The sequence below is a fragment of the Duganella sp. AC237 genome, from assembly GCF_979254035.1.
The window spans coordinates 523,965-547,342 of record NZ_CEEDEW010000003.1 but is presented as its reverse complement, the minus strand read 5'-3'; the positions used below and the strand labels follow the sequence as shown (position 1 = coordinate 547,342).

General features: G+C 63.7%; 18 protein-coding genes. 4 read left to right on the top strand and 14 right to left on the bottom strand.

The genetic code is table 11. The features are described from left to right. Position 1: 1 nt before the first annotated feature. The 4 genes from AC0IYS_RS02740 to AC0IYS_RS02725 form a co-directional block, all read right to left on the bottom strand. Complete coding sequence (locus tag AC0IYS_RS02740; protein WP_471703727.1) at positions 2-997, bottom strand: Gfo/Idh/MocA family protein; 996 nt, start codon at positions 995-997, stop codon at positions 2-4. 52 nt (positions 998-1,049) lie between these two features. Continuing rightward, on the bottom strand, positions 1,050-1,847 hold the full coding sequence (locus tag AC0IYS_RS02735) for a DUF3025 domain-containing protein (RefSeq protein WP_471703726.1): 798 nt from the start codon (positions 1,845-1,847) through the stop codon (positions 1,050-1,052). A 3-nt stretch (positions 1,848-1,850) separates the two neighbouring features. After that, positions 1,851-2,903 carry a dihydroorotase gene (gene pyrC / locus AC0IYS_RS02730; protein WP_471703725.1) on the bottom strand — a complete coding sequence of 351 codons (1,053 nt, stop codon included), beginning with the start codon at positions 2,901-2,903 and terminating at the stop codon, positions 1,851-1,853. A gap of 206 nt (positions 2,904-3,109) precedes the next feature. Beyond that, positions 3,110-5,095, bottom strand: coding sequence for an oxidoreductase (locus AC0IYS_RS02725; protein WP_471703724.1), 1,986 nt, complete (start codon positions 5,093-5,095; stop codon positions 3,110-3,112). Between the two features lie 107 nt (positions 5,096-5,202). Between AC0IYS_RS02725 and AC0IYS_RS02720 the strand changes: the two genes are divergently transcribed. Further along, positions 5,203-6,120, top strand: coding sequence for a LysR family transcriptional regulator (locus AC0IYS_RS02720; RefSeq protein ID WP_471703723.1), 918 nt, complete (start codon positions 5,203-5,205; stop codon positions 6,118-6,120). On the opposite strand, the gene AC0IYS_RS02715 is transcribed toward AC0IYS_RS02720, so the two are convergent. The 4 genes from AC0IYS_RS02715 to AC0IYS_RS02700 form a co-directional block, all read right to left on the bottom strand. Further along, the gene (locus AC0IYS_RS02715; protein ID WP_471703722.1) at positions 6,091-6,783 is read right to left on the bottom strand and encodes an amino acid ABC transporter permease; all 693 of its coding nucleotides are present in this window, start codon (positions 6,781-6,783) and stop codon (positions 6,091-6,093) included. The two genes, AC0IYS_RS02720 and AC0IYS_RS02715, sit on opposite strands and share 30 nt — an antisense overlap. After that, positions 6,783-7,514 carry an amino acid ABC transporter permease gene (locus AC0IYS_RS02710; RefSeq protein ID WP_471703721.1) on the bottom strand — a complete coding sequence of 244 codons (732 nt, stop codon included), beginning with the start codon at positions 7,512-7,514 and terminating at the stop codon, positions 6,783-6,785. Before AC0IYS_RS02710 ends, AC0IYS_RS02715 begins: the two co-directional genes overlap by 1 nt. A 14-nt stretch (positions 7,515-7,528) precedes the next feature. Continuing rightward, on the bottom strand, positions 7,529-8,494 hold the full coding sequence (locus tag AC0IYS_RS02705; RefSeq protein WP_471703720.1) for an amino acid ABC transporter substrate-binding protein: 966 nt from the start codon (positions 8,492-8,494) through the stop codon (positions 7,529-7,531). A gap of 94 nt (positions 8,495-8,588) precedes the next feature. Next, on the bottom strand, positions 8,589-9,314 hold the full coding sequence (locus AC0IYS_RS02700) for an amino acid ABC transporter ATP-binding protein (protein ID WP_471703719.1): 726 nt from the start codon (positions 9,312-9,314) through the stop codon (positions 8,589-8,591). A gap of 248 nt (positions 9,315-9,562) precedes the next feature. On the opposite strand from AC0IYS_RS02700, the gene AC0IYS_RS02695 reads away from it, so the two are divergent. Then, positions 9,563-10,825: a dicarboxylate/amino acid:cation symporter gene (locus AC0IYS_RS02695; RefSeq protein ID WP_471703718.1), complete on the top strand. Its 1,263-nt coding sequence runs from the start codon at positions 9,563-9,565 to the stop codon at positions 10,823-10,825. 160 nt (positions 10,826-10,985) lie between these two features. Here AC0IYS_RS02695 and AC0IYS_RS02690 read toward each other — a convergent pair whose 3' ends face one another. Together AC0IYS_RS02690 and AC0IYS_RS02685 are read right to left on the bottom strand one after the other, a co-directional pair. Beyond that, complete coding sequence (locus AC0IYS_RS02690) at positions 10,986-12,401, bottom strand: M20/M25/M40 family metallo-hydrolase (RefSeq protein ID WP_471703717.1); 1,416 nt, start codon at positions 12,399-12,401, stop codon at positions 10,986-10,988. A gap of 135 nt (positions 12,402-12,536) precedes the next feature. Then, positions 12,537-14,378, bottom strand: a complete 1,842-nt coding sequence (locus AC0IYS_RS02685) for an ABCB family ABC transporter ATP-binding protein/permease (protein WP_471703716.1) — start codon at positions 14,376-14,378, stop codon at positions 12,537-12,539. 61 nt (positions 14,379-14,439) lie between these two features. Here AC0IYS_RS02685 and AC0IYS_RS02680 point away from each other — a divergent pair, with 61 nt between their 5' ends. Then, positions 14,440-14,889: an acyl-CoA thioesterase gene (locus AC0IYS_RS02680; RefSeq protein ID WP_471703715.1), complete on the top strand. Its 450-nt coding sequence runs from the start codon at positions 14,440-14,442 to the stop codon at positions 14,887-14,889. A gap of 15 nt (positions 14,890-14,904) precedes the next feature. Beyond that, a complete protein-coding gene (locus AC0IYS_RS02675) occupies positions 14,905-16,470 on the top strand; it encodes an alkaline phosphatase D family protein (protein WP_471703714.1) in 1,566 nt (521 codons plus the stop codon). A 33-nt stretch (positions 16,471-16,503) separates the two neighbouring features. On the opposite strand, the gene AC0IYS_RS02670 is transcribed toward AC0IYS_RS02675, so the two are convergent. From AC0IYS_RS02670 to AC0IYS_RS02655, 4 genes are all read right to left on the bottom strand, one after another. Continuing rightward, positions 16,504-18,180, bottom strand: coding sequence for a long-chain-fatty-acid--CoA ligase (locus AC0IYS_RS02670; RefSeq protein WP_471703713.1), 1,677 nt, complete (start codon positions 18,178-18,180; stop codon positions 16,504-16,506). Positions 18,181-18,182: 2 nt separating this feature from the next. Next, positions 18,183-19,874 carry a long-chain-fatty-acid--CoA ligase gene (locus AC0IYS_RS02665; RefSeq protein ID WP_471703712.1) on the bottom strand — a complete coding sequence of 564 codons (1,692 nt, stop codon included), beginning with the start codon at positions 19,872-19,874 and terminating at the stop codon, positions 18,183-18,185. Between the two features lie 190 nt (positions 19,875-20,064). Continuing rightward, positions 20,065-21,201: an aminopeptidase gene (locus tag AC0IYS_RS02660; protein ID WP_471703711.1), complete on the bottom strand. Its 1,137-nt coding sequence runs from the start codon at positions 21,199-21,201 to the stop codon at positions 20,065-20,067. 9 nt (positions 21,202-21,210) lie between these two features. Beyond that, positions 21,211-23,289 carry a molybdopterin-containing oxidoreductase family protein gene (locus AC0IYS_RS02655; RefSeq protein WP_471703710.1) on the bottom strand — a complete coding sequence of 693 codons (2,079 nt, stop codon included), beginning with the start codon at positions 23,287-23,289 and terminating at the stop codon, positions 21,211-21,213. Positions 23,290-23,378 lie beyond the last annotated feature (89 nt).

Below are 23,378 nucleotides of genomic sequence, written 5' to 3'. Positions count from 1 at the left end.
ATTAGTTGTCGGCGCTGTAGCGCAGGCCGATTTGCTGGCGGATCGAGTCCAGCGTGCCCATGATGTTGAGCGTTTCCGCGTGCGGCATGACCGGGCTTTCGATCAGGCCTTCGCGGATGCAGCGGCCCACTTCCTGCGCTTCGTGGGTGTAGCCGTTGCCGCTGCGCGCGATCGTCATGGTGCGCTCGCTGCGCGAGGCGCCATCGACCAGGGTGACGGTGATGGTTTCGGTATTATGAAAACGGTCGCTCAGGCGCACAAAGCCCTTGGTGCCGGAGATCGTCAGCTCGGTCGGCGTGCGCGAACGCAGGCTGCACGCGCAGGCCGACACGCCGCCGCCTTCGTGCGTGAGCGTGAACGCAGTCTGCATATCGACGCCGGTAGGCGCCATCTCGGCCTGCGCCTTCACCCCGGTGACCGTGCCGAGGAAGAACGACGACATCGACAGCGGGTAGATGCCCAAGTCCAGCAGCGCGCCGCCGCCCAGTTCAGGATTGAACAGGCGGTGTTCCGGCCCCGCGTCGGACGTGAAGCCGAAATCGGCGGTGACGTGCGCCGGCTTGCCGATCTCGCCGCTGTCGACGATGCGCTTGGCCTCTACCACGGCCGGCATAAAGCGGGTCCACATCGCCTCCATGACGAACAGTTTTTTCTCGCGCGCCAGCGCGATGATGTCCTCGGCCTGGCGGCGGTTCATCGTGAACGACTTCTCCACCAGCACCGCCTTGCCGCCGTTAAGGCACATCAGCGCGTTCTCGTGGTGCATGGGATGCGGGGTGCCGATGTAGATGACATCGACCTCCGGATCGTCGGCCAGCGCCTGGTAGCTGCCGTGGAAACGCTCGGCGCCGAACTCCGCGCCGAATTTGGTAGCGCTATCTACGGAGCGCGAACCTATGGCCGCCAGTTTTGCGCCGGGCGTGTCCTGCAAAGCGGTGGCGAAGGCCTTGGCGATTTTGCCCGTTCCGAGTATGCCCCAGCGAATTACCTGCGTCATGGCGTGATCTTTCTGCCGCGTCGGCGGCGATGTTGGTTGTGATGTCGAGATGTTATTTTACTGCGACTGGGCGTTTGGCACGGAACACCGTTGCATCCGCATAGAAGGCTTCGTCCTGGTCTGGCCACCATCCGGGCACGCCCAGCGCTTGCATCGGCGTGAAGTCGGCCGTGCTGAGGGCGTTGTCCTCCAGCTCCCGCGCCACTTTGCGGTCCAACCACGCGCGCCGGGCGTCGTGCTCCATCGTGAAGAAATCGTCGCCCGCCACCACCACCCGCGTGTGGGCGGTGATTGCCTTGCGAGGTGCAACCAACTTCTCCATCAGCGCGTGACCGAACAGCCACACCTGCGCGTCCGGACCGAAGCTGGCGCGCTGGCCGACGAAGGCGTCGTGCCAGCGATGCTCGCGCAGCGCCTCGGTCAGGCGATGACCACTGTCGCCATCGCGCACCACCAGCAGCGCCGCGTTCTCGTCGAAGATGGTGGCGGCGTCGCGCGCCGGGCCGCGCGATTTGCCAATGCCGTCCTGCGCGATCTGCGCGGCCTGCAAGGCATTCAGCCGCACTTTGATCAGCGGGAAGCTAAGCCATACCAGGCCGTTAAAGAAGTCGTGGAGATTATCGCGTGTGGGCACGCCACCGGTGGCGCCGATGAAGGTTTCGTACGCGGTGCCGTCGGGCAGCGCCTCCTGCGGCACGAAGGAGAGCGGCAAGCCGAGATGATTGCGCAGGCCCAGCGCGGCGGCTTGCGCGCTGAAGGCGTCCCTGAAATGAACGTCCGCTACCAGCTTGCCGGCCGCGCCCCGTACCGACTCATACCAGGGGCGCGACAAGTCGATCGATTGCAGCACTGCTTATACCATTTTCCAGTTGATGGTTTCACCGGCGTTGAGCGGCACCACCTGCTGGTCGGCCATCGGCAGCGTTTCGGGCAAGGTCCACTGCTCGCGTTTGAGGGTGATGGTGTCGGTGTTGCGCGGCAGGTTGTAGAAGGCCGGGCCGTTGAAGCTGGCAAAGGCTTCCAGCTTGTCCAACGCGCCGGCGCGTTCGAACGCCTCGGTATACAGTTCCATGGCGTGCAGCGCGGTGTAGCAACCGGCGCAGCCGCAGGCCGCTTCCTTGGCGCCCTGCGCGTGCGGCGCCGAGTCGGTGCCGAGGAAGAAGCGCTCGTCGCCGCTGGTGGCGGCGGTAACCAGCGCCAGGCGGTGTTCTTCGCGCTTGAGGACCGGCAGGCAGTAATAGTGGGGACGGATGCCGCCCTTGAAGATGTCGTTACGGTTGTACAGCAGGTGATGCGCGGTGATGGTCGCGGCGATCGGGCCTTCGGCTTCGGCCACGTACTGGGCGGCGTGCTTGGTGGTGATATGTTCAAAGACGATGTTCAGCGCCGGGAAATCGCGGCGCAGCGGTCGCATGACGCGTTCGATGAAGACGGCCTCGCGGTCGAACAGGTCGATGTCCTGGTCCGTCACTTCGCCGTGCACCAGGAACGGCATGCCGACTTCCTGCATCATCTCCAGCGTTTTATAGCAGTTCGACAGGTCGGTCACGCCGGCGTCGGAATTGGTGGTGGCGCCGGCCGGGTACAGTTTGACGGCGTGCACGATGCCGCTCTCCTGCGCGCGCAGGATTTCGTCGGGCGGCGTGTTGTTGGTCAGGTAGAGCGTCATCAGCGGCTCAAACTTCATGCCTTCCGGCAGCGCGGCCATGATGCGGCTGCGATAGGCTTCGGCGGCGGCGGTGGTGGTCACGGGCGGCTTCAGGTTGGGCATCACGATGGCGCGGGCGAACTGGCGCGCGCTGTGCGGCAGCACGCTGGCCAGGGTTGCGCCGTCGCGCAGGTGCAGGTGCCAGTCGTCTGGACGGGCGATGGTGATGCTGTCGGGGGTGTTTTCGAAGTCGGACATGGCGGCGGGCTTTCTGGCTATCAAAATGCGGATACCGCCATTTTACCTGTTGCCGGGCAGCTCCCGCATCCAGAACGCCGGGGTCAAGTCTGACATTCGGACACGACCCCATCTACAGCCCACCACTGCTAACGCTAGAAATGATATTTTGCCATCATATTAGCGCTCAGGCCGTGTCCGAATGTCAGACTTGACCCCGCAGTTTTTTAGAACCGGATCACGGTCTTGCCGGCGCCGTGGCCTTGCTTGTTGCGTTCGATGGCTTCGCCTGCCTGCTCCACCGTCACGACTTCGTCGATCACCACGGTGAGGTCGCCAGCGGCGACTTTGGCCGTGATCTCGGCCAACTGGGCGCCGTCCGCACGCATGCGGAACCAGCCGCCGCGCCTTCCCTCCGACAATTGCGCGGCGATCTCCGGCGCCGCAGTGGTGAAAATGCGGCCCTTCGGCGACAGCACTTGCCAGGACCGGGCCAAGGTCTCGCCGCCGACAAAGTCGAGCACCAGGTCGATGTCCTTGGCGACTTCCTCAAACCGGACGACCTGATAGTCGATCACCTCGTCGGCGCCAAGGCGGCGCAGCAGATCGGCATTGCGGCTGCGCGCGGTGGTCACCACCCGGGCGCCGGCCTGCTTCGCGAACTGCACCGCTAAACTGCCGATCGCGCCGGCGCCGCCGTGAATCAGCACCGTCTCGCCGCGCTCAAGCTGGCCCGCTTCGAACAGCGACTGCCAGGCCGTCAGCGATGCGACCGGGATGGCGGCGGCCGTGGCGTCGTCGATGGCCGCTGGAATCCGCGCCAGCTTGGCGGCCCCGACCACCACATGGTCGACATATGCGCCCAACGCACCGAGCGCGCCGTGTACCCGGTCGCCGATGGCGTAGTTTTCGACGCCCGCACCGACAGCGGCAACCTCGCCGGCCAGCTCAATCCCCAGCGTGGCGGGCAACGGCAATGGAAAAGCGTCCTGCACCAAGCCGTCGCGAATCTTCCAATCGAGGCCGTTGACACCGGCGGCGGTCACCCGCACCAGCACCTCGCCGTCCCCTGGCTGCGGCACCGGCACCTCGTCCCATCCCAAAACCTCCGGGCCGCCATATGCATGGACGCGCAGCGCGCGATTGGCACGTTCATCATCGAGCGCCGGATAGTCGATATACCCTTGTGGACCTGGAACGTAGAACAGTGCGGGATTCGGTGCGTTGAGCGGAGCATTCAGTTCGAAGCGGCGCGGCAGATCGGGGTTGGCCAGGAAGGTGCTGCCATAGGCCACCGCATCGGCCTCACCGGCGGCGATGCGCTGCTCGCCGGATTCACGGCTTTGGCCACCACCGAGCAGATAGACGCCGCCGAACAACGGCTTCAACGCGGCGTGGTAATCGTAGTTCGCTTTGAACAGCGCCACATGCAGGTAGGCCAGCTTCAAATGCGCCAACTGGCCCACCAGATAGGTGTAGGTCTCGACCGGGTTCGCGTCGACGATGTCATTAAAACCCATCTCGGGCGAGATCTTGATGCCGACGCGGTCCGCTCCCGCCTCCACGACCATCGCTTGCAATACCTCCAGGATGAAGCGCGCGCGGTTCGCTATCGAGCCGCCATATTGGTCTGTGCGCAGGTTGGTGCCGGACGACAGAAACTGCTCCGGCAAATAGCCCGACGCCGCGTGCAGCTCGACGCCATCGAAGCCCGCTTCCAGCGCGCGGCGCGTCGCCATGCGGTACTCGTCCACCACGCCCGCCACTTCCGCCGTCTCCAGCGCGCGCGGCGTAACGAAATCGGCCATGCCGGACATCGTGTACGCCTGGCCGGCCGCCTTGATCGCCGACGGCGCCACCGGCAGCGCGCCTTGCGGCAGCATCGACGGATGGGAGATGCGGCCGGTGTGCATCAACTGCAGGAAGATCCGTCCGCCCTCGGCGTGGACCGCGTCGGTGACGCGCTTCCAGGCCTCGACCTGGGCATCGCTGTAAATGCCGGGCGTGGCGACATAGCCCTTGCCCATCGCGCTCGGAAAAGTGCCTTCGGTGATGATCAGGCCCGCGCCGGCGCGCTGGCGGTAGTAGGTGACGGCCAGGTCGGACTGGACGCCGTCGGCGTCGTTGGCGCGCGAGCGGGTCATCGGCGCCATGAAGATGCGGTTGCGGAGGTCGTAAGGGCCGATCTTGATTGCGGTGGAGAGCTGGTTCATTTCAGGTTCCTCGGGAAGTGGATGACAATGAAGCCATCATCCATTGTTTCACCCTGTGGATAAATAGCTTAGAATGAAATCACTGATCCACAGATGGAGCAATCGCAATGACACTGCTGGCGAGTATGGAGTTGTTTGTGGCGGTGGCGAACGCCAAGGGCTTCCGTCGCGCCGCCGAGCAATTGGACATGCCCAATTCGACGCTTTCGCGCCGCATCTCCGATCTGGAAAAGGAAATCGGCGTGCGCCTGTTTCACCGCTCCACCCGTAAAGTGGAATTGACGGAAGCGGGCCAGGCGTACTTCCGGCGCTGCCAGGGCATCGTCGCCGAGGCCCGCATCGCGCACGAATCGCTGATGGAACTGGCCGAGCGGCCCAGCGGCCTTCTCAGGGTATCGATGCCGGTCGACCTGGCGATCAGCTATCTCGCACCGGCGATCAGGCGCTTCGGCGAGCTGTATCCGCTAATCGATTTCGAAATGGATCTGACACCGCGCCGCATCGACCTGGTGGCGGACGGTTTCGACTGCGCGATCCGCATTGGCACGCCGCCACCGACGCCGTCCACATTGATCTCCAGGCAGATCGGGCTGCTGCCGCGCTATCTGTTCGCCGCGCCGGAGTACCTGCGCGATGCCCCGCCACTAAATCACCCGCAAGACCTGGCACACCACCAGTGCGTGATCCAGGCGGCATCGGGAAAGCAATCGCGGTGGACGCTAACGTCCGGAAAACAAACCACCACGGTCGACGTCTCCGGCCGCTATTGTGCCAACAACGTCAGCATGTGCCGCACCTTGGCGACGCTCGGCGTAGGCGTCGCCATCTCGGCGGGGCCGGAGATGCGCGACGACGCCTTACGTGACTCGCTGAAGCGCGTGCTGCCCGAATGGGACGTCTGGCCGGCGCCGGTCCACGCGATCATCGAATCGCGCCTGATCCCGTCGCGCGTGCGGCTGTTCATCGACTTCATGCAGGCCGCGCTGAAGGATTACTCAGCGCACGATCGCCACACGCTTGTGTAGCTGCCGCGCGAGCCACGACAACAGGCAGCACAGAACGAAGTAAACCAGCGCCACAAAGGTGTACATTTCCACCAGGCGGCCGTCGCGCTGCGCCACCTTGCTGGCGGCGCCGACGAAGTCCGGTACCGACAGCACGTAGACCAGCGACACGTCCTGAAACAACACAATGGTCTGCGTCAGCAGCACCGGCAGCATGTTGCGGAAGGCCTGCGGCAGCACGATCCGTCCCATCGTCTGCCAGTAGCGCAATCCCAACGCCTGCGCCGCCAGCACCTGCCCGCGCGGGATCGCCTGTATGCCGCCGCGCATGATCTCGCAGTAGTACGCCGCCTGGAACAAGGTGAACGTGATCAGCGCCGACCAGAACGTGCCGACCTTGACGGGCTCCTGCGCACCGATCACCCATGCAGCCATGTACGGCACCAGGAAATAGAACCAGAAGATCACCAGCACCAGCGGCACCGCGCGTATCAGGTTGACGTAGGCGGCGGCCACCAGCGCCAGCGGCTTGAAGCTGGACATGCGCCCCAGCGCCAGCAAGGTGCCCAGCGCCACGCCGCCGATCATCGACAGCACCGTCAGCTCCAGGGTGAACGCCATGCCGACCTGGAACAGGTAGATCCAGGAGTTGGCGATGACGCTGAAGTCGAACTGGGCGAACATCAGCGGCCTCCCAATGTGCCGGGCAGCGCGAGGCGCTGCTCCAGCCAGCGCATGGCGGCGATCACCACCAGGTTGACCACCACATATATCAGCGTGGCGGCGGTGAAGGCTTCAAACACCTGGAAGGAAAACTCCTGGATCGCGCGGGCGCTGGCGGTCAGCTCCATCAAGCCGATGGTCAGCGCCACGGAGCTGTTCTTGCTGATGTTGAGGAATTCGCTGGTCAGCGGCGGCACGATCATGCGCACCGCCAGCGGCAGCAGCACGAAGCGGTAGGCCTGCGGCAGATCGAGGCCCAGCGCCAGCGCGGCCAGGCGCTGACCACCGGCCAGTGCCTCGATGCCGGCGGTGACCTGCACCGCCACCCGCGCCGACGTGAAGAAGCCGAGGCACAGCACCGCCGTCACGAAGGGCGCGTTGGGCAGGGACTTGAGCCAGTCGCCGCCGGCCTTTGGCAGCAACTCCGGCATCACGAAGAACCACAGGAACATCTGCACCAGCAGTGGCACGTTGCGGAATAGCTCGACGTAGGCGGTGCCCACCATCCGCAGCCAGCGGTTGGGCAAGGTGCGCATGGCGCCAACGGCGAAGCCCAGCGCCAGCGCGATCACCCAGCCTGCCAGCGATGTCGCCATCGTCCAGGCCAGGCCGGAAAACAGCGTCTCCCAGTACGTTTGCACGCCGTCCGGCGACATCTCCCGGAAGATGTTCCAGTTCCATTGGTAGTTCATCGCGACGGCGCCGCTTATTTCTTGGCGTCGGTCTTCTGCGCGGGCGCCGGCGCCGCCGTTACCGCGTAAGCCGCCGGATCGGGCGAATCGGTCGGCTTGGCGATGACCGCCTTGAGCGTGGCCGGCATCGGGAAGTTCAGGTTGATGCCGCGCGGCGGGATGGCGCTGGCAAACCACTTGTCGTAGGTCTTGGAGAATTCGGGCGACTGGTAGAACTGCGTCAGCGCCTTATCGACCACCGCCTTGAAGGCCGTGTCGCCGCGCCGCATCATGATCGCATACGGCTCGATCGACAGCGCCTCCGGCAGGATCGTGTACTCGCCCGGATTGCGCGCGGTGGCGACCTGGCTGGCCAGCAGGATGTCGTCGTTGGCCTCGGCCGCGGCGCGCCCGGTCTCCAGCATCAGGAACGATTCGGGATGGTCCTTGCCGACGGCGATGGTCATGCCCAGTTTGCGCTCGTTGTTCAGCATCGTCATCTGCTTGAGCGTCGTGGTGCCGGCGGTGGCCACCAGCGTCTTGCCCTTCATGTCGGCCAGGCTGCGGATGTTGGACGCCTTCTTGACCAGCAGCCGGTTGGAGATGACGAACATGGTCGGCGCGAACGCCACCTGCCTCTGCCGCTCGGCGTTGTTGGTGGTCGAGCCGCATTCGAGATCGATGGTGCCGTTGGCCATGAGCGGAATGCGGTTGGCGGCGGTGACGGGATTCATCACCACCTTCACACCGGACATGCCCAGGTGCTTCTCGATCGCCGCCACCGCCTTCAGGCACAAATCGACCGAGTAGCCCTGGTACTGCTGCTTGTCGTCGAGGTAGGAGAAGGGGATGGAGCCGTCGCGCACACCGAGCGTGATGGTGCCGGTGCGCTTGATCTTGGCGAGCGTGCCGCCGGCTTCCTGGGCGGCGGCGGGACCGGTGGCGAGGACCGCGCTGGCGGCGACGATGGCAAAACGATAGAGCACTCGCGGTAACGACATGATTCCTCCTAAGAAAAATACAATGAACGTCAAAAACGATCTGCCGGCAGTGCCGGCGCATGCTATCTGTGATGCGGGTGGAACTGAAGCTAAGCTAGTGAATAATCCGCGCCAGGAAATCGCGGGCGCGCTCGGAACGCGGCGCGCCGAAGAATTCATCCTTGCCGCAGTCCTCCAGTATCCGCCCCTTGTCCATGAAGACGACCCGGTTGGCTACCTTCCTGGCGAATCCCATCTCGTGCGTGACCACCATCATCGTCATGCCCTCTTGCGCCAGGCCGACCATCACGTCGAGCACCTCGTTGATCATCTCCGGGTCCAGCGCGGAGGTGGGCTCGTCGAACAGCATCGCGATCGGGTCCATCGACAGCGCGCGGGCGATCGCCACGCGCTGCTGCTGGCCGCCGGACAGCTGGTTCGGATATTTGTCCTGCTGCGACAGCAGGCCGACGCGGTCCAGGTACTGCAGGCCGCGCGCGTTGGCCTCGTCCTCGCTGCGTCCCAGCACCTTGACCTGGCCCAGCGTCAGGTTCTGGCGCACCGACAGATGCGGGAACAGCTCGAAATTCTGGAACACCATGCCGATGCGCGCGCGCAGCTTGGGCAGGTCGGTGCCCTTGGCGCCGACCGAGATGCCGTCGACGACGATTTCGCCCTGCTGAAACGGCTCCAGGCCGTTGACGGTCTTGATCAAGGTCGACTTGCCCGAACCGGACGGCCCGCAAATGACCATCACGTCCCCTTTGGCGACGCTGGTGGTGCATTCGGCCAATACCTGGAACTGGCCATACCATTTGCTCAGATTATTTATCGCTATCATATTTTTGGCGAAGTGAGAGTGCCCGCGACAGGCGTGTGGGCCTGCGTCCACGCGAACTTGACAGTACCCTTGACCACAAGGATACTGCGGAACTTGCTCAATGTTTCATCAGCTTACAAAGCTGCATTGGCTGGATCATACCTCCACATTGCGGGGTAATGACATTATTTTGTACGAGACTGCGCTTTGGCGGACCAATCCCGCCCCAGCCGGCGTCCATAGAGACACTACCATGGAAAACAGAGAACATGCCTAAACAAAGTCGTTTGACCACTTACATCCTGATCGCACTGGCGCTCGGTATTCTTACCGGCTACATCGTTCACGCCAACATGGCGAACCCCGTCAGTTTTGCCGACACGATGTCGCTGATCACGACCTTGTTCCTGCGCCTGATTAAAATGATCATCGCCCCGCTGGTGTTCTCGACCCTTGTTGTCGGCATCGCGCGCATGGGCGACGCCAGCGAAGTGGGCCGCATCGGCATCAAGACCATGGGCTGGTTCTTCATCGCCTCGGTCATGTCGCTGAGCCTGGGCCTGGTGCTGGTCAACCTGTTCCGTCCGGGCGACGCGCTGCTGGGCCACATGGCCGCCACCGCCTCGGCCAAGGTCGAACTGGCCACGTCCAGCCTGACGTTGAAGGACTTCGTCACCCACCTGGTGCCGGCGTCGATTGTCGACGGCATGGCCAAGAACGAGATCTTGCAGATCGTTATCTTCTCGCTGTTCTTCGGTTCGGCCGCCGCCGCCGTCGGCAAAAAGGCCGAGATCATGGTCGACGCGCTCGACGGCGTCGCCCACGTGATGCTCAAGGTCACCGGCTATGTGATGAAGTTCGCGCCGATTGCCGTGTTCGCCGCCGTCGCCGGCGTCATCGCTAAAAGCGGCCTGGGCGTGCTGTCGACCTATGGCGTGTTCATGGCCGAGTTCTACTTCGGCATCATCCTGCTGTGGTGCCTGCTGATCTTCGCCGGCTTCCTGTTCCTCAAGGGCCGCGTGTTCGGCCTGATGAAGGAGCTGCGCGGCCCGGCCCTGCTGGCGTTCTCGACCGCCTCGAGCGAAGCGGCCTACCCGAAAACGCTGGAAGGCCTGGAGCGCTTCGGCGTGCGCAACCGGATCGCCTCGTTCGTGCTGCCGATCGGCTACTCGTTCAACCTGGACGGCTCGATGATGTACTGCACCTTCGCCACCGTGTTCATTGCCCAGGCCTACGGCATCGAAATGTCGCTGGGGCAGCAAATGACGATGATGATGGTGCTGATGCTCACTTCCAAGGGCATGGCCGGCGTGCCGCGCGCCTCGCTGGTGGTGATCGCCGCCACCTTGAGCCAGTTCAACATCCCCGAAGCGGGCATGTTGCTGCTGCTCGGCATCGACCACTTCCTCGACATGGCGCGTTCCGCGACCAACGTCATCGGCAACGGCGTCGCCACGGCGGTCGTCGCCAAGTGGGAAGGCGAGCTGCTCGAGCCGGGCCAGGAAGATGAGATGGTCAAAAACGCCGCGTAAAACGCGCACTGCAAAAGCAAAGGCCACCGTCAGTTCAGGTGGCCTTTTTTCATCCGGGGTCAGGTCCACCATTTCTACAGGAGCTCTGCCCTAGCCTGCCCCAAGATCGAGCCCGTGTAGAAATGGTGGACCTGACCCCGGAGCTGCTTTTTTTATTGAGTTACTGGTTGGCGTAGATTTTTACCAGCTCGTGCAAGAAGGTGCGGCCTTCCATCAGCGATTGCACGCCGATGTATTCGTTCAGGCCGTGGATGTTGCCGAGGTCGGGCGTAAGGAAGATGCCGCTGATGCCGTACGTCGGAATGCCGGCGGCGTTGAGGAACTGGCCGTCCGTGGCGCCGGACTGCAAAATCGGCATCACCGGCACGCCCGGCCACATCTTGGCCGTCATGCGCTCGACCGGCTCCAGGATCGCCTTCGTCAACGCCGGCGGGGCGGAGTTCTCGCCTCGGATTTCCAGCGTTTCCACCTTGACCGCCGGATCGTCGATCGCTTTGACCAGGGTCTGGCGCACTTCCTCCTGCGTCACGCCGGGGAAGATGCGGCAGTTGATGTTGGCGCGGGCGCGCTGCGGCAGCGCGTTGGTGGCGTGGCCGGCATCGAGCAGGGTAGCGACGCAGGTGGTGTGCAGCATCGCGCCCCAGCTGGAATCGGTCGACGACACCAGCGCGACGGCTTTGGCGTCGCCCGGGTTCTTGACCACGGCGAGCATGGCGTCGGCGACGTCCTTGTGGCCGGCCGCCGCCTGGATCTTCGACATGCCGTTCAGGTAACCACGGCTGCCGTCGGCCAGCTGGATCGGGAACTCGTAGCCTTCGACCTTCTTCAGCGCGGACGCCAACCGGTAGATGGCGTTATCCTTTTGCGGACGCGAACTGTGGCCGCCGCGATTGGTCACTTCCAGCCGGTAGTTCTGCGCGACCTTCTCGCCCGCCTGCACCGTCATCGAGACGCGCTTGCCTGCCGTATTGAGCTCGCCGCCCGCGCCTTCGTTCAGCGCGTAGCCGGCGTCGATCAAATCGCGCTTGTTCTTGGTCAGCCACTCGGCGCCGTTGAAGGCGCCGGCCGTCTCCTCGCCGCAGGTCAGCGCCATCTTCAAGGTGTGGCGCGGCTTGAAGCCTTCCGCCTTGAAGCGGATCAGCGAGTCGGCCCAGATGGCCGCCTGCGCCTTGTCGTCCAGCGCACCGCGCGCGTAGAACTTGCCGTCCTCCTCGATCAACGCGAACGGGTCGCGGACCCAGTCCTCGCGCTTGGCCTCGACCACGTCGATGTGCGCCAGCAGCAGGATGGCCTTGGCCTTCGGATCGCTGCCCGGCAGGATGGCGACCAGACCGCCCTCTTTCGGGAACTTCGGATCGGCGAAGGGGTGCAGGTCCGAGTCCGGGAAGCCGGCCGCTTTCAGGCGCGTGGCGATGCGTTCGGCCGCCAGCGTGCAGCTGCCCGACGATAAGGTGGTGTTGGTTTCGACCAGCTCCTTGTAGAGGGCGCGGAATTGCTGTTCTGTGGGGTCGGCGTAGGCATTTTGCATGCACGCCACCAGCGCGGTGACAGCACCCAGGACAAAGCGAGACTTCATGGTCGATTCCTTATCAAGTGAAAAAAATCATTGGGGGTCAAGTCTGACATTCCGACACGGCCTCATCGGCGATACCGTCCAGCACGTGTACGAATGTTAGACTTGACCCCAGTTGTTAGACTTGACCCCAGTTGTTTACTCGGGCAAGTCGGTTAATTCCTCGTCGGCCTTGGCCTGCTGGCGCTGCCACATCTGCGCGTACAGGCCGTCGGCCGCGAGCAGCGATTGGTGCGTGCCGCGTTCGACGATGCGGCCGTGGTCGAGCACCAGGATCTGCTGCGCGTCGGCCACCGTCGAGAGGCGGTGCGCGATGACCATCGTGGTGCGGCTCTTGGCGATTTCCTTGAGCTGCGCCTGGATCGCTTGCTCGGCCTTCGAGTCCAGCGCGGACGTGGCTTCGTCGAAGATCAAAATCGCTGGATTCTTCAGCAAGGTGCGGGCGATCGCCACGCGCTGCTTTTCGCCGCCCGACAGCTTCAGCCCCCGCTCGCCGACCATCGTTCCGTAACCGTCCGGCAGGCTTTCGATGAAGTCGTGGATCGATGCCGCGCGCGCGGCCGCGACGATCTGCTCCTTGCTGGCGCCCGGCTTGCCGTAGGCGATGTTGTATTCGATGGTGTCGTTGAACAGCACCGTATCCTGCGGCACGATGCCAATCGCGTGGCGCACCGAGTCCTGCGTCAGCGAACGCAGGTCCTGGCCGTCGATGGTGATTCCGCCGGCGTTGACTTCGTAAAAGCGGAACAGCAATCGCGACAAGGTCGATTTGCCCGAGCCGCTGTGCCCCACCACCGCCGTCGTGGTGCCCGGGGCGATGGTGAAGTCGACGTCGAACAGGATCTGGCGCTTCGATTCGTAGCTGAAGTCGACGTGGTTGAAGCGCACCTGCGCGCCGTGCGTGACCAGCGGCTGTGCGTCCTTGGCGTCGGCGATCTCGCGGTTCTGGTCCAGCAGCGAGAACAGCTTCTCCATGTCGGCCAGGCTTTGCTTGATCTCGCGGTAGATCACGCCCAGGAAGTTGAGCGGAATATAAAGCTGGATCATGAACGAGTTGACCAGCACCAGATCGCCCAGTGTCATGGTGCCGTTGATGACGCCCACCGTGGCGCGCCACAGGATCAAGGTGACGGCAATCGCGATGATCATCGACTGCCCGGTGTTCAGCAGCGACAACGATGTCTGCGATTTGACGGCCGCCGATTCGTAGTTTTGCAGGCCCTCGTCGTAGCGTCTGGCCTCGTAGTCCTCGTTGCCGAAGTATTTGACGGTCTCGTAGTTGATCAACGAATCGATGGCCTTGGTGTTGGCCTTCGAATCGAGATCGTTCATCGTGCGGCGGAAGTGCGTGCGCCAGTTGGTGACGACGACGGTGAAGGTGATGTACAACACCAGCGCGACGAAGGTGATCACCGAGAACCAGATGTCGTAGTGCAGAACCAGATAGCCCAGCACCAGCGTGATCTCCACCAAAGTAGGCAGGATGTTGAACAGCGTGTACGAGATCAGCGAGCCGACCGCGCGCGTGCCGCGTTCGATATCGCGCGTCATGCCGCCGGTCTGGCGGTTCAGGTGGAAGCGCAGCGACAACGCGTGAAGGTGGCGGAACACTTGCAGCGCGATGGTGCGCACGGCGCGCTGCGTGACGCGCGCGAACAGGAATTCGCGCAACTCGGTGAACAGCGTGGTCGAGACGCGCAGCACGCCGTAGGCCACCAGCGCGGCGACCGGCAGCACCAGCAGCGCCTGCGGATGCGATGGCGTGATGGTCAGCGAATCGATCAGTTTTTTCATCACCACCGGCACGCCGACGTTGGCCAGCTTGGCGCCGACCAGGCAGCACAGCGCCAGCAGCACGCGCCATTTGTAGACCCACAGGTAGGGAATCAGTGTCTTCAGGGTGGCGGTGTCGCTGCGGGTGGGAGCGGAGGCAGCGGCTGTGCCGACCGGGTCTGGCGGGGAATTCGGGTAACGGCGCATGGCGGATGTCGGCTTTTTATGGTTCAATCCCGGTAATTGTAGCCCCTGAAGAGAATTCACGATGACCACGCCCAAAAATCCAACACCCATCGCCGTCACCACGGTCAATCGCGGCCTGCCGGCCGGCAAAATGCCGGAACTGCGCATGATGCCGTCGCCGTCCGACGCCAATGTCTACGGCGATGTCTTCGGCGGCTGGATCATGTCGCAGGTCGATATCGCCGGCTCGCTGCCGGCCACCCGCCGCGCCAACGGCCGCGTGGCGACCATCGCCGTGAACTCGTTCCTGTTTAAAAATCCCGTGTTCGTCGGAGACCTGCTGTCGTTCTATGCTGATATTGTCAAGGTTGGCAATACGTCCATTACCGTCAACGTCGAGGTGTACGCGGAGCGCAATCGGCTGCAGGCCGATACCGTCAAGGTGACCGAGGCGGTGCTGACCTATGTGGCGACCGATTCGGACCGCAAGCCGCGCAAGGTGCCGCCGATCGAAACGCTGATGCATCCGTAATCGGCGATCGGCCCGGTGGACGCGCAACGCCGCATCTTCCTCGCCGCGCTGGCGGCATCGGCAAGCGCCAACGCCCTCGCCGTCGTGCAGGCGGGCGCCGGCAAAGCCGGCTATCCGTTCAGCCTTGGCGTCGCCTCCGGTTCTCCCCTGCCCAACGCGGTCGTTATCTGGACCCGCATCCTGCACGATCCACTCAACGCGGCCGCTATGCCGCCGGTGGCCTTCGCCGTGCGCTGGGAGGTGGCCGAGGATGAGCGCTTCAGCCGCATCGTCGCCAAGGGCACGGCCAGCGCGGCGCCGCAGCTGGCGCACAGCGTCCATGTCGATGTCACCGGGCTGTCGCCGGCGCGCTGGTACTGGTATCGCTTCATGCTGGGCGACGCCGTCAGCCCGATCGGCCGCACCCGCACCGCGCCCGCCGCCGACACGATGGCCGACCAGCTCAAGCTGGCCGTGGCCTCGTGCCAGCACTGGGAGTTCGGCACCTATGCCGCGCATCGCCACATCGCCGCCGCCTCGCCCGATCTGGTGGCCTTCTTGGGCGATTACATCTACGAATGGGGGCCGTACCAGCTGCGCCACCCGCAAAAGGCCGTACGGTCCTCCGAGTGCTTTACGCTGGCCGACTACCGCAGCCGCTACGCCCAGTACAAGAGCGACCGCGATCTGCAGGCCGCGCATCACGCCGCGCCGTGGATCGTCACGTGGGACGACCACGAAGTCGCCAACGACTACGCCAACGACCGCGACGAGCGCCTGAATCCGAAGTTCCTGCAGCGGCGCGCGGCGGCTTACCAGGCGTTCTATGAGCATATGCCGGTGCGGCTGGTGCTGCCCAAGCCGGGCGACTTCGCCAACATGCGCATCTACCAGCGCTACGACTGGGGAAGGCTGGCGCGCTTCCATGTGCTGGATGACCGCGAGTACCGCGCCTGGCAGGCTTGCCCGCCTGCGGGACGCGGCGGCTCGTCGTCGGTGGCGCGGCGCCAGTGCGCGGCGCTGGGCGACACCCAACGCACGATGCTGGGCGAGGTGCAGCAGCGCTGGCTGGACGAGGGCCTGAAGTCTTCACGGGCGCGCTGGAACATCCTGGCGCAGCAAACGCTGATGGCGCACAACAGCCAGGTGCCGTTCAAGAGCGAGGGCGATGCGCGCATCTGGACCGACGGCTGGGATGGCTATCCGCTGGCGCGCCGGCGCCTGCTCGACGGCCTGGCAATCAGCAAGGCAAGCAATCCGTTGATTTTGTCCGGCGACGTGCACAGCTTCTTCGCCGCGGAAATCTGCCGCGATCCGGCGCGTCCCCGGTCGGGTGCGAACGCGGTGCTGGCAACGGAATTTTGCGGCACGTCGATCACATCGCCGTCGCGCCCGCAGTCGCGCACCGAGCAGTATGTCGCGATGAATCCGGGCATCAAGTACGGCCGCAGCGACAAGCGCGGCTTCATGCTGCTCAACGTCACGCCGGCGGCCACCACCGCGCATTTCGTCGGCTTGAACGATGTGCACGACGCGACCAGCGGCATCGCGACCGCCGCCAGTTTCGTCGTGCAAAACGGCCGGCCGCAATTGAACAAGTAAAAAAATCGCCTGCGAACAGGCGATTTCTTGAAATTACGCGACCACCTTCGGCTTCTCGTCACGCAGCTGGCGCCGCAGGATCTTGCCGACGTTGGTCTTCGGCAGCTCGTCGCGGAACTCGATGAACTTCGGCTTCTTGTACGCCGTCAGCTCGTGCTTGCAGTAATCCAGCAGCTGCTCGGCCGTCAGGTTCGGGTCCTTGCGCACCACGAACAGCTTGACCGCCTCGCCCGAGTTCTGGTCCGGCACGCCGATGCACGCCACTTCCAGCACGCCCGGATGCGCCGCCACCACGCCCTCGACCTCGTTCGGATAGACGTTGAAACCGGACACGATGATCATGTCCTTCTTGCGGTCGACAATCCGCGTATAGCCGCGCTCGTCCATGATGCCGATATCGCCCGTCTTGAAGAAGCCGTCGGCCGTCATCGTCTTGGCGGTCTCGTCAGCGCGGTTCCAGTAGCCGGCCATCACTTGCGGACCGCGAATCGCGATCTCGCCGGTCTGGCCCAGCGGCACCGGTTTGCCGTCGTCGTCCAGGATCTGCACTTCGGTCGACGGAATCGGCAGGCCGATGGTGCCGGTGAATTCCTTGATGTCGACACGGTTGGCGGTGGCCACCGGAGACGTCTCCGACAAGCCGTAACCTTCGATGATCGGCGTGCCGGTGACCTTCAGCCACTTGTCGGCCACGGCCTTTTGCACGGCCATGCCGCCGCCGTTGCACACCGAGTAGCTGGAGAAGTCGAGCTTGGAGAACTCCGGATTGTTCAGCAGCGCGTTGTACAAGGTGTTCACTGCGGGGAAAACGGCCACGCGGTATTTGGACAATTCCTTGATGAAGCCGGGGATGTCGCGCGGGTTCGGCACCAGCAGGGTCAGCCCGCCCATGCGCATGCCCATCAGGGCGCTGATGGTCAGCGAGTAAATGTGGTACAGCGGCAGCGCGGCGACGAACACGATCTGCTCTTTATGCTGCTTGAACTGCAGCCAGGCCTCGTTCTGCAGCACGTTGGCGATGATGTTACGGTGCAGCAGCATCGCGCCTTTGGAGACACCGGTGGTGCCGCCCGTGTATTGCAGGAAGGCGATATCGTCGTGCCCTTGCTTGGACGGCTGCAAGGTCATGTTGGCCGCCTCCGACAGCATCTTCTTGTACGAAATCGAACCGGGCAGCGAGAACGCCGGCACCAGCTTCTTGACCTTGCGCACCACCAGGTTGACGATCGCGCCCTTGAGAGTGCCGAGCATGTCGCCCATGGTGGCGACGATCACGTGCTTGACCTTGGTATGCGAGATGACCTGCTCCAGCGTGGTGGCGAAATTTTCCAGCACGATGATCGCTTCCGAGCCCGAATCCACCAGCTGGTGCTGCAACTCGCGCGGCGTGTACAGCGGATTGACGTTGACCACCATGTAGCCGGCGCGAATCACGGCGGCCATCGCCACCGGATATTGCAGCACATTCGGCATCATGATCGCCACGCGCGCGCCCGGCTGCAGGCCCTTGCTTTGCAGCCAGGCGCCCATGCGCAGCGACAGCTTGTCCAGCTCGCCGTAGGTGAGGAATTTATCCATGCAGACGTAGGCATTGCGGTCGGCATATTTACGGAACGATTCCTCCAGCAGATGGGTGACCGAACGGTATTGCGTCGGGTCTATCTCCGCCGGCATGTTTTCGGGGTAGGACTTGAGCCAGATTTTTTCCATCTTTATGCAGCCTTTTTCTTTTCGTTGGTATGTTCGTCCCGCAGCACGCGCCGCAGGATCTTACCGACATTGGTTTTTGGCAGTTCCTCGCGGAACTCTATGTATTTCGGTTTCTTGTAGCCGGTCAATTGCTCTTTGCAGTAGGCCATCAACTGGTCGGCGGTCAGGCCTGGATCCTTGCGCACCACGAATACTTTGACCGCTTCGCCCGAATGCTCGTCCGGCACGCCGATGCACGCGCATTCCAGCACGCCGGGGTGGGCGGAGATCACGCCCTCGAGTTCGTTCGGATAGACGTTGAAGCCGGAGACCAGAATCATATCCTTCTTGCGGTCGACGATCCTGGTGTAGCCGTTCTCGTCCATCACGCCGATGTCGCCGGATTTGAAGAAGCCATCGGCGGTCATCACCTTCGCGGTCTCGTCCGGACGGTTCCAGTAGCCGGCCATCACCTGCGGGCCGCGAATGGCGATCTCGCCCGGCTGCCCGAGCGGCACCTCGTTGCCGTCGTCGTCGAGGATGGCGATGTCGGTCGACGGCATCGGCAAGCCGATGGTGCCGGTGAAGTCGGCGATGTCGGTGCGGTTGCAGGTGGCCACCGGGGCGGTCTCGGACAGGCCGTAGCCTTCGACGATGGGAACGCCCGTGATCTTGCGCCAGCGGTCGTTGACCGATTGCTGTACCGCCATGCCGCCGCCGTTGCACACCTTCAGCGCCGAGAAATCCAGGTGCATGAAGTCGGGATGGTTCAGCAGCGCGTTGTACAGCGTGTTGACCGCCGGCAGCATGTGGAAGCGGTGCTTGGCCAGCTCCTTGATGAAGCCGCCGATGTCGCGCGGATTCGGGATCAGGACGTTGAGCGCGCCGACGCGCATGCCCCACATGGCGCAGGCCGTCAGCGCGAAGATGTGGTACAGCGGCAGCGCCGCGACGATGACGTTCTGCTCGGCCAGGCCGCCCATCGCCGGGTGGCCCCACGCTTCCGTTTGCAGCAGGTTGGCGATCACGTTCTTATGCGTCAGCACGGCGCCCTTGGCCACGCCGGTGGTGCCGCCGGTGTATTGCAGGAAGGCCGGGTCGTCCTGGTTCACGTCGACCGGGGTCAGCTTCATGCCGCCGCCCTGCGACAGCGCGTCCTTGAAGCGTACCGCGTTCGGCAACGAGAACGGCGGCACCAGCCGCTTGACGTTGCGCACGACGAAGTTGACCAGCATGCCTTTCGGTGCGCCCAGCATCTCGCCGATGCTGCCGACCAGGATATGCCGCACCTGGGTCCGGCCCAGCACCTGCTCGAGCGTGTTGGCGAAATTCTCCAGGATGATGATGGCTTCGCAGCCGGAGTCGTTGAGCTGGTGCTCTAGTTCGCGCGGCGTGTACAGCGGATTGATGTTGACCACCGTGTAGCCGGCGCGCAGGATGGCGGCGATGGCGATCGGGTATTGCAGCACGTTGGGCATCATGATGCCGACGCGCGCGCCCTTCTTCATGGCGCGGCTTTGCAGCCAGGCGCCGATGCGTTTGGAGTGGGCGTCGAGCTCGGCGTAGGTCAGGAACTTGTCCATGCAGACGTAAGCGTTGCGGTCCGCGAACTTATGAAACGACTCCTCCAGCAACTGCACCAGCGATCGGTACTGCGTCGTGTCGACCTCCGTCGGCATGCCCGGCGGATAGGACTTCAACCAGATTTTCTCCATCCTGTGCCTCTCGTCTCATTATCATTATAGTCGCGGCGCACAGTGCCGCTCCGAGCAGGTGGGGATCGTCTGCGCGATCAGTATGAGCCTGCTTAAGATGCGATGCTATCGGGCACTCAGCCCGGACGCAAGCGCATTTAAGCATAATTAGAACATCGCTTCTAACGGCTATTTATGCTGCAGAGCAGCATCAGCGGACGCCTTCAGCGATGGCAGCTTGTTGCTGCGGGCTGGCAATCCGCTCGGCGTCGAGCGTTGCGAGGCGGGTGAGTTGGTCGAGCTGCTGTTGACGTTGAGCGAAATCAAGCAAAGCCAATTTTTGCGCTGCACCATAAAATCGCACGAACGTTCTTTCTTGTTTCATCAGCTCGCGGAAGGCGGGCAGATAATCGTGGTAAGTTCCCACCGCGCTGAGGTGGGCGTTGGTCAGCGGCTCGGCAAACCAGCGGTCGTAGCCGGCGTAGCCGCCCCAGCTTTCCTTGAGCTTTTGGTAGTCCGATTTGAGGTGGGCGAAGATGCGCGTCTTCTCGGCGCGGCGGTGGCGTGTGCTGGTTTTGCTGGCGTAATTATCCGCCAGCATCTGGCGGTGCTTGACCAGCAGCGCCAAAAAGTCCTGGCGGCGCGCATTGTTGCGCACATAGCTCTCGCGCATCTCGGGCGTACCGTACAGTTCCAGCCAGCGCTGCACGCCGGCCTCCTCGACGGCGGTGGCGAAGCTCTCGTTGAACTGGGTATCGCCCTGCACGTACACGACCTGGTGCGACAACTCATGGAACACCATGCGCGCCAGCTCGGCGTCGGAGTAATTGATGAAGGTCGACAGCAGCGGATCGCTGAACCAGCCGAGGGTGGAGTACGCCGGCACGCCGCCGACCTGGACATCGTTGCCCTCGTCGCGCAGCTCGTCGGCGTAGGCGGTGGCGTCGGCCTTGCTGTAGTAGCCGCGATAGCTGACGCAGCCGGCGATCGGGAAGCACCACTGGATCGGCCGCAGCGACAGCTCCGGCGTGGCGACCACATTCCACAGCACAAACGGACGCGACAGCGCGGCGTAATTCTTGTAGCTGGCGTTGTTGGGAAGGCCCAGTTCCTGCACCGCGAAGCGGCGTATCAACAGGGCCTTTTCAAGGCGGGCCTTGAGGCGGGGATCGGTGTTCGGATCACCCAGCCAATCGTCGATCGGACGGGCGTCCGACCACAGCGCGTACTGGCCTTGCGCGGCCTGCACGTAGTACCGCAACTGGGCGCAACCGGCCAGCAGAAGTACGGAGCATGCCGTCGCGAGCCAGTACTTGGCCCGCATGGCACGGCGGAGAAAATTGCGCATATGCTACCTTCAAGCAACGACTCTTTCAATCTCTACGAGTGTATCGTAAAAAGTCGGTGCGCGGCCCATGTCGGTGAGGCGCTGGCTGGTGACCTCATTGGCGTTCTTGCCATCCCTGCCTAGCTTCTTCCACCACACTGACAAACCGACAACCAGGCCCGGACGGGCCTTGTCCGTGACGCGCGCTTTGGCGATAAAACTGCCTCTGTCATTGTGGATGCGCACCATATCGGCGTCCGAAATACCGCGTTTTGCCGCATCGTCGGGGTGGATGTCGAGGTGCGGTTCGCCCTCCGCGGAGCGCAAACTCTTGACGTTTACAAATGTCGAATTTAAAAAGTTTCGCGCCGGCGGAGAAATCATCGCCAGCGGATATTTTTTCGCAAGTTGAGGGTTGCTAGCAACAGATTCGTACGGAGGTAGATAAGTCGGCAACGGATCGAGTCCGTCGGCTGCCATCGCGGCGGAATAGAACTCGCATTTGCCGGACGGCGTCGTGAAGCCGCCCTGTGCGAACGGGGCCTCCGGCATGTTGAGCTTTTGCCAGCCCTTCAGTTTCAACGACTCCCAATCGAAGTGCACGGCGCGCACGTCCTTGGTGTTGAAGGCGATCGATGCCAGCTCGTCGTCGCTGTCGCGGAAGCACGGATCGTCAAAGCCCATGGCCGCCGCCAGCAGGCGGAAAATCTCGGTGTTGGGCTTGGATTCGCCCAGCGGCGCGATGGCGGCATTGTTGGCCATCATGTACAAGTGGCCGAACGAGGTATGCGCGTCGACGTGTTCGAGCTGCGTGGTGGCGGGCAGCACGATGTCGGCATAGTCGACAGTGTCGGTCTGGAAGTGTTCCAGCACGACGGTGAACAGATCCTCGCGCGCGAAGCCCGCCGCCACCTTCGACGAATCCGGCGCGATCGCCACCGGGTTGGAGTTGTAGACGATGACGGCCTCCACCGCCGGTCCGAATTCCGGCGAGGCCGGGCGCAGCAGGTCGTCGCCGATGGTGGTCATGTTGATGGTGCGCGGCATCGATTTGAGCAGGTCGGGCCGCTGCAGCGCCGCCTTGTTCGACGGGAAGGAGCCGCTGGACGACAGCTGGATGCCGCCGGCCGCGTGGCGCCACGCGCCCACCAGTGCCGGCAGGCAGGCGATGTTGCGCACGGCCGTGCCGCCGCCACGCACGCGCTGCACGCCGTAGTTGACGCGAATCGCCACCGGCTCGCCGGCCTTGGCCGTGCCGCCGTACAGGCGCGCCAGGTCGACCACCTCGGCGGCGGTGATGCCGCAGGTCTCGGCGACGCGCTCCGGCGTCCATTCGGCGACGCGCCCTTTTAACTGCTCGAAGCCGAGCGTATGCTGCGCGATGTAGTCATGATCAAGCAAGTCCTCGGCGATCAGCACGTGCATCAGGCCCAGCGCCAGCGCGGCGTCGGTGCCCGGCAGCGGCGCGATGTGCTGGTGGCACTTTTCGGCCGTCAGCGAGCGGTAAGGGTCGATGGCGATCAGCTTGGCGCCGTTCCGCTTGGCTTCCTGCGCGCGCGTCCAGAAGTGCAGGTTGGAGGCGATCGGATTGCCGCCCCAGATGATGATCAGTTTGGCGTTCTGGAACTGCTCCATGTCGGTGCCGACCGATGCGCCTATCGTGTACTTGTAACCGGTCGCCCCGGCGGTCGCACAGACGGTGCGGTCCAGCAGCGAGGCGCCGACCTTGTTGAAGAAGCGCGAGGACATCGATTCGCCCTGCAGCAGGCCCATGGTGCCGCAGTAGCTGTACGGCAGGATCGCTTCCGGCGCGCGCGCGGCGATCGGCTTCAGCCTGGCGGCGATGGCGGCGAGCGCCTCGTCCCAGCTGATGCGCTCGAACTTGCCCTCGCCCTTCTTGCCGATGCGGCGCAACGGGTGTAGCAGGCGCTCGGCGTGGTAGGTGCGCTCGGTGTAGCGCGCCACCTTGGTGCACAGCACGCCGGCGGTGGTGGGATGGTCGGGATCGCCCTTGACGGCGGTCGCGACGCCATCCTCCACGGTCACCAGCAGGGCGCAGGTGTCGGGACAGTCGTGCGGGCAGACCGCGCGAACTTGTGTGGTTGTCATTGTCAAAAGTCCAAAAAGCGTACACTGAAAGCAGTATCGTAAACCATTCCGGGGCGGCGCTGTCCGGCTTGGGGCCGCTCTGGATCAAG